Here is a 5394-nt window from a genome sequence, read left to right as displayed (position 1 = left end):
CCAGCCTCTCAGCTCGCGTCCGGGCAGCAGCAGTGTCCCCGCCAGCCGCGGCGGCAGCCGCCCGCCGTCGAAGAGCAGCCGCAGCCCGCCGTAGCCCGGTGGCCGCGGTGGCTCCCAGTCGACCACCAGCAGTCTGGGTACCTCGGTCAGCTGTATGCCTATCTCCTCGGCGACCTCCCGTATCCCGGCCCGTGCGGGTGCCTCGCCGGCCTCCACCACTCCGCCCGGGAACTCCCAGCCGGGCTTGTACGTCGGGTCCACGAGCAGCACCCGGTCCTGTTCGTCGAAGAGCAGCACTCCGGCGGCGAGCGTCTCGGCGGTCGGCTCGGGCGTCTGGACGATCTCGCTGACGCGGGCCGCGCCGGTCCGTACCGCCGCCGCGAGGGAGACGGCCGTCTCCCGGGCCGTGAGTCCGGTGTTGTCGATGACATGGGCGTCGCCGGTCAGCCAGCCGAGCGCGGCGCGGTAGGGCTCGATATGTTCGTAGCACCACCGCCGGGTGCGCTCGTTCACCTCGGGATCGTCCTCCGCCACCTGACGAGCCGCTATCCGTCCCCGCAGGATCGTTTCGTCTGTGGCAAGCAGCACATGGCGCACCGGGATACGCCGGGAGGCGAGCCCGCCGAAGATCTCGTCCCGGTACTCCTGCCGCAGCAAGGTCATGGGCACGACCAGCACGCCGCCCACCTCGGCCAGCAGGGCCGCCGCGGTGTCGACCACCAGACGCCGCCAGATCGGCAGATCCTGATAGTCGCCGACCTCGGCGAGCCGCTTCTGCGGCAGAAGCTGCTCCACTTCCCCGCCGATCAGCTCGGGGTCGTACAGTGTGCAGTTCGGGATCAGGTCGATCAGTTCGCGTGCGGTACTGGTCTTGCCCGCTCCGAACGCGCCATTGATCCAAACGATCACGGTCCCCCCTTCCGTAGCCCCCAGTGGACTGCCCGCAACACCCTGCCCCGGAAACCCCCGGCCCGATCGGGCCATGGGCTCCACGCGGTGCTGTGGCCGAGCTGTGGCCGGTTCGATGTCGTACCGAGGCCGGGAACGTCCACTGTACGAACCGATGTCCGTGCCGGGCCGTAACACAATCCCGAGGAACGTCGTTGGAACTCGATGTGACAAGGGGGCATCCAATGTGCCGGACGGTGCTGGAGAAATTTCCCGCGGGAGGGCCGCGCGGCAGCTGGCCCGCGGAGGAGTTCGCGCGGGCGCGCAGGGACGAGGGGACACCGGCGGAGGTGGTGATGGACCTCGACTCGGACGTCTTCCTCGTGGTCGTGCCGCAGCAGGCGACCGAGTCCGCCCCGCAGTCGCTACCGCTACCGCTGCCACAGCCACAGCCACGCCCGCGCCCGCAGTCATAGCCGTAAGTCGTAGGAGTGCGTGAGGGCGCTGTCCGCGCGCCCGTCCCGTACCCGAGCCGGTCCCGCACCCGAGCGCCGTACGACCCGGAGACATCCGTTATGCGTATGCCCAGAACACCGGCCGCTCCGGCCGTCCCCGCCGCACTCACCGGCCCGGGACGCCGCCCGCGCGGGCGGCGGTCCGCCCTGACGCTCGCGCTCGCGGGCATCGCCGTCTCACTGACCGCGCCTCCCGCGACGGCCGACAGCAGCGCCTGCACCCACCATTTCTCCGGCCCGCAGATCTGTATCCGGCTGGACGGCGAGGGCGGACGGAACGCGGTCACCGGTATCTGGACCAATCCGCCGGAGCATGTCACCGCCCGGCCGGTGGCGCTCTTCCGCGACGGGCAGCACATCGACACGGCGATGGCCACCCGCTCGGGCAAGGCGCTGACCTATCGCTGGCCCACGGCGGACACCGGCAACGACGTGGAGCTGTGCGTGAAGTTCCGCGGCAGCCGGCGCGTGGCGTGCCAGACGACCCGGTAGCCGGTGAGGACAGGGCGGATCTTCCTGGTACGGGAGCACCGGACGACGCCGGCCGGGCCACGCCCCCCGTGCGTGGCCCGGCCCGGAGCCGAATCGCGGCCGTGCCACTGCCGGGCACTCTCTCCCCCGCCGCGTCCCCCGTCGGCTCCCGCGCCGAGGAGTACTCTCCCTGGCCGACTTTGGGCCAACCTTGAGAAGACCTGGAATCAGCAGGTCGGCCCAGACTTTCGGCGTTAAGGTCCGGGCCAGGGGGTGATGGGGTTGCCGGTGGAGTTCGGCTTGCTCGGATCCATCGAGGCACGGCTCGACGGCCGGCCGGTGGAGCTGGGACATGCCCGGCAGCGCTGTGTGCTGGCAGCGCTGATGGCCGACGCCAACCGGCTCGTGTCGGTTGACCAGTTGATCGACCGGGTATGGGGCGAGCGCCCTCCGCAGCGGGCGCAGGCGTCCCTCTACAGCTATATCTCCCGGCTGCGCCAGGCCCTTTCGCCGGCCGCCGGCGACGCGGACATCGAGCGGCGCTCCGGCGGCTACGTACTGACCGTCGACACGTCCGCCGTGGACCTGCACCGTTTCCGCGAGCTGGTCGAGCGGGCGCGTACGGCCGACGACAGCGAGGCCGAGGCCTTGTTCGAGGAGGCGCTCGCGCTCTGGCGCGGTGATGCCGCCACCGAGCAGGACAGCCCGTGGTTCAACTCCTTGCGCGAGGCCCTGCGCCGGGAGAGACACGCGGCCGAACTGGACCTGGTGGACATCCGGTTACGGTCGGGACGGCACACCGGGCTGCCGGCCGAACTGGCCACCCGTGTCGAGGCGCACCCGCTGGACGAGCGGCTGGTCGGCCAGCTCATGCTGGCCCTGTACCGCGGCGGCCGGCCCGCCGACGCCCTCGCCCGCTACGAGGAGATCCGGCAGCGGCTGGCCACGGAGCTGGGCACCGACCCGGGACCGCCGCTGCGCGAACTGCGTCAGCGGATCCTCACCGCCGACCCGGTGCTCGACAAGCCCGCGCCCGTGCGCCGTACTCCCGGTTCCTCCGGTTCTCCCGTGGAACCGGCCGCGCCGCCCGCTCCCGTACCACGGCAACTGCCCGCTCCGCCGCCGATGTTCACCGGCCGCAGCCGCGAACTCGCCCGTCTGGGAAAGCTGCTGGAGCCACGGGCCGAGCGCGGCGGCACCGTGGTGATCTCGGCGATCGGCGGCACCGGCGGTATCGGCAAGACCTGGCTCGCCCTGCGCTGGGCCCACAGCCGCCAGGAGCGCTTTCCCGACGGACAGCTCTACGCCGATCTGCGCGGCTTCTCGCCGTCCGGAGAGCCTGTACCGGCGGCGGTGGTGGTACGTGCCTTCCTGGAAGCCCTCGGAGCGCCACCGGGCACGATCCCTGCGGACCCGGACGCGCAGGCCGCGCTCTACCGGAGCCTGACCGCGGGCAAACGCCTGCTCATCCTGCTCGACAACGCCCGTTCCACCACCCAGGTCCTGCCGCTGCTGCCCGGCAGTCCCACCTGTACGGTCCTGGTCACCAGCCGCCATCAGCTCACCGGGCTGACCGCCGCGCACGGCGGCACGCCTCTCACACTGGATGTCCTCACCGACACGGAGGCGCTCGAACTGCTGACGCGCCATCTCGGCGCCGCCAGGATCGCCGCCGAGCCCGACGCCGCCGCCACGCTGCTGAAGCACTGCGCCGGACTGCCGCTGGCCATCAGCATTCTGGCCGCGCGCGCCACGATGAATCCCGCGCTGTCTCTCGCCGCGCTGGCCTCGGAGCTGCACGAGGCGGCGACCAGGCTCGACGCCCTGGACGCGGGTGAGACGGCGACGGACCTGAGGGCGGTCTTCGCCTCCTCGTACGAGGCTCTCGACGCGCCCACGGCCCGGGTGTTCCGGCTGCTGAGCCTGGCGCCGGGCGCCGATATCGGGCTGCCGGCCGCCGCCAGTCTCACCGGGCTTCCGCTCTCCCGTCTCCGCGCCCATCTGCGTACGCTGCACTCCGCGCATCTCGTCCAGGAGCACACGCCTCACCGCTACACCTGCCACGACCTGCTGCGCGCGTACGCCACCGAACTCGCCCAGAGCTTCGACACCGAGGCCGAGCGCACCGCCGCGCTCGACCGGCTGCTCGACCACTACGTACACACCGCGTTCGCCGCCGACAGACTGCTCCTTCCGCACCGGGACCCGCTCACGCTGCCGCCGCCGGCCGACGGTCTGACGCCGGAACGGCTCGCCGACCACGACGAGGCGATGAAGTGGTTCAGCCGCGAGCACACGGTGCTGACCGCGGCCGTCGAACACGCCGCGCGCCTCGGCCTGGACGCGCGCGTATGGCAGTTGGCGTGGGCGACGCTCACCTTTCAGTCGCGGCTCGGGCACTGGCACGAGGTGGAGAGCGCGCAGCGCGCGGCGCTGGCCGCGGCCGTACGGCTGGGCGACCGCTCGGCGCAGGCCGAGTGCCGCCGTGGACTGGCCTGGGCTCTCTCCCAGACCGCCCGCGTCGACGAGGCCCGGGACGAGCTGGAGGTGGCGCTCGCCCTGTCGAGGGATCTCGGTGACGATCCGGGCAGGGCGCACGCCCATCTCACGCTGAGCTGGCTGTGCGAGCTGGAAGGCGACGAGCGGGCCGCGTACGAGCACGATCTGACGGCCCTCGACCTCTTCACTTCGAGCAGCCACCGCTCGGGACGCGCGCGGGCACTGAACGCGCTCGGCTGGGACCGTATCCAGCGCGGCGACTACCAACAGGCCGTCCTCGACTGCGAGGAGGCCCTGGCGCTGCAACAGGAACTCGACGACGAACGCGGCCAGGCGGGCACCTGGGACACCCTGGGCTACGCCTACCAGCGGATCGGCGACCACGGGAACGCCAAGGAGTGCTTCCGGCACAGCCTGCGGCTCAACCGGGCGCTGGGCCATCGCTTCAACGAGGCGGAGACCTTGATCCACCTCGGCGAGACCCACCGGGCGACGGGCGCGCTGCCCGCCGCGCGCGAGGCCTGGCAGCAGGCCCTCACGGTCCTCATCGGCATCGGCCACCCCGAGACCGAACTCGACCGCGTCCGCACGATGCTCCAAGAACTGAACACCCCGACGAACTGAACACCCGACAGCCTGACTCAGCACGAGCCCCGGGCCGGCTCACCGGGAGCCCCGGGGCCCGAACCTGCCTCGGCCCATGTCCGAAGCGTCCCTCCCCGAGGTCAGGCGACCGTGGTCGGTGTGACCTCTGCCGGCGTGGCCTCGTCCCGTATCGCCAGTGTCGCCGCCGCTGCCGCGCCCACCAGGCCCGCGTCCGTGCCCGTCAGCGCCGGCGCGACCTTGATGTGCTGGACGAAGGAGAGCGTCGCGTAGTCCTGGAGCGAGCGGCGCAGCGGCGCGAAGAGCAGCTCGCCCGCGTTGGCGACTCCGCCGCCGATGACGGCGATACGGATCTCCACCAGCGTGGCCGTCGCGGCGATCCCGGCGGCCAGCGCCTGCGCCGCCCGGTCGAAGGACG

Annotated in this window: 5 protein-coding genes; 3 read left to right on the top strand and 2 right to left on the bottom strand. The window is 72.1% G+C overall.

The features are described from left to right. Positions 1 to 909, bottom strand: a 909-nt coding sequence (locus GA0115259_RS29900) for an NUDIX hydrolase (protein ID WP_093602804.1), incomplete at its 3' end; no start/stop codon positions are given. Between the two features lie 224 nt (positions 910 to 1133). Here GA0115259_RS29900 and GA0115259_RS40695 point away from each other — a divergent pair. The 3 genes from GA0115259_RS40695 (at position 1134) to GA0115259_RS29885 (ending at position 4997) form a co-directional block, all read left to right on the top strand. Next, a complete protein-coding gene (locus GA0115259_RS40695) occupies positions 1134 to 1364 on the top strand; it encodes a hypothetical protein (protein ID WP_176732699.1) in 231 nt (76 codons plus the stop codon). Between the two features lie 105 nt (positions 1365 to 1469). Further along, the gene (locus GA0115259_RS29890) at positions 1470 to 1895 is read left to right on the top strand and encodes a hypothetical protein (protein ID WP_141716743.1); all 426 of its coding nucleotides are present in this window, start codon (positions 1470 to 1472) and stop codon (positions 1893 to 1895) included. 279 nt (positions 1896 to 2174) lie between these two features. Continuing rightward, positions 2175 to 4997, top strand: coding sequence for an AfsR/SARP family transcriptional regulator (locus GA0115259_RS29885; protein WP_237540594.1), 2823 nt, complete (start codon positions 2175 to 2177; stop codon positions 4995 to 4997). Between the two features lie 101 nt (positions 4998 to 5098). Here the strand turns inward: GA0115259_RS29885 and GA0115259_RS29880 are convergent. Further along, the coding region (locus GA0115259_RS29880; protein ID WP_141716742.1) for an ROK family protein at positions 5099 to 5394 on the bottom strand (296 nt) is incomplete at its 5' end.

Source organism: Streptomyces sp. MnatMP-M17 (genome assembly GCF_900091995.1).
In the GTDB taxonomy this organism is placed as follows: Bacteria; Actinomycetota; Actinomycetes; order Streptomycetales; family Streptomycetaceae; genus Streptomyces.
Note: the sequence above shows the minus strand (reverse complement) of the source record. Positions and strands in the feature narration are given on the sequence as shown.

Bases quoted from the DNA above. Each gene is read 5' to 3' on its own strand.
- GA0115259_RS40695 (WP_176732699.1), top strand. From the start codon at position 1,134: ATGTGCCGGACGGTGCTGGAGAAATTTCCCGCGGGAGGGCCGCGCGGC.
- GA0115259_RS29890 (WP_141716743.1), top strand. From the start codon at position 1,470: ATGCCCAGAACACCGGCCGCTCCGGCCGTCCCCGCCGCACTCACCGGC.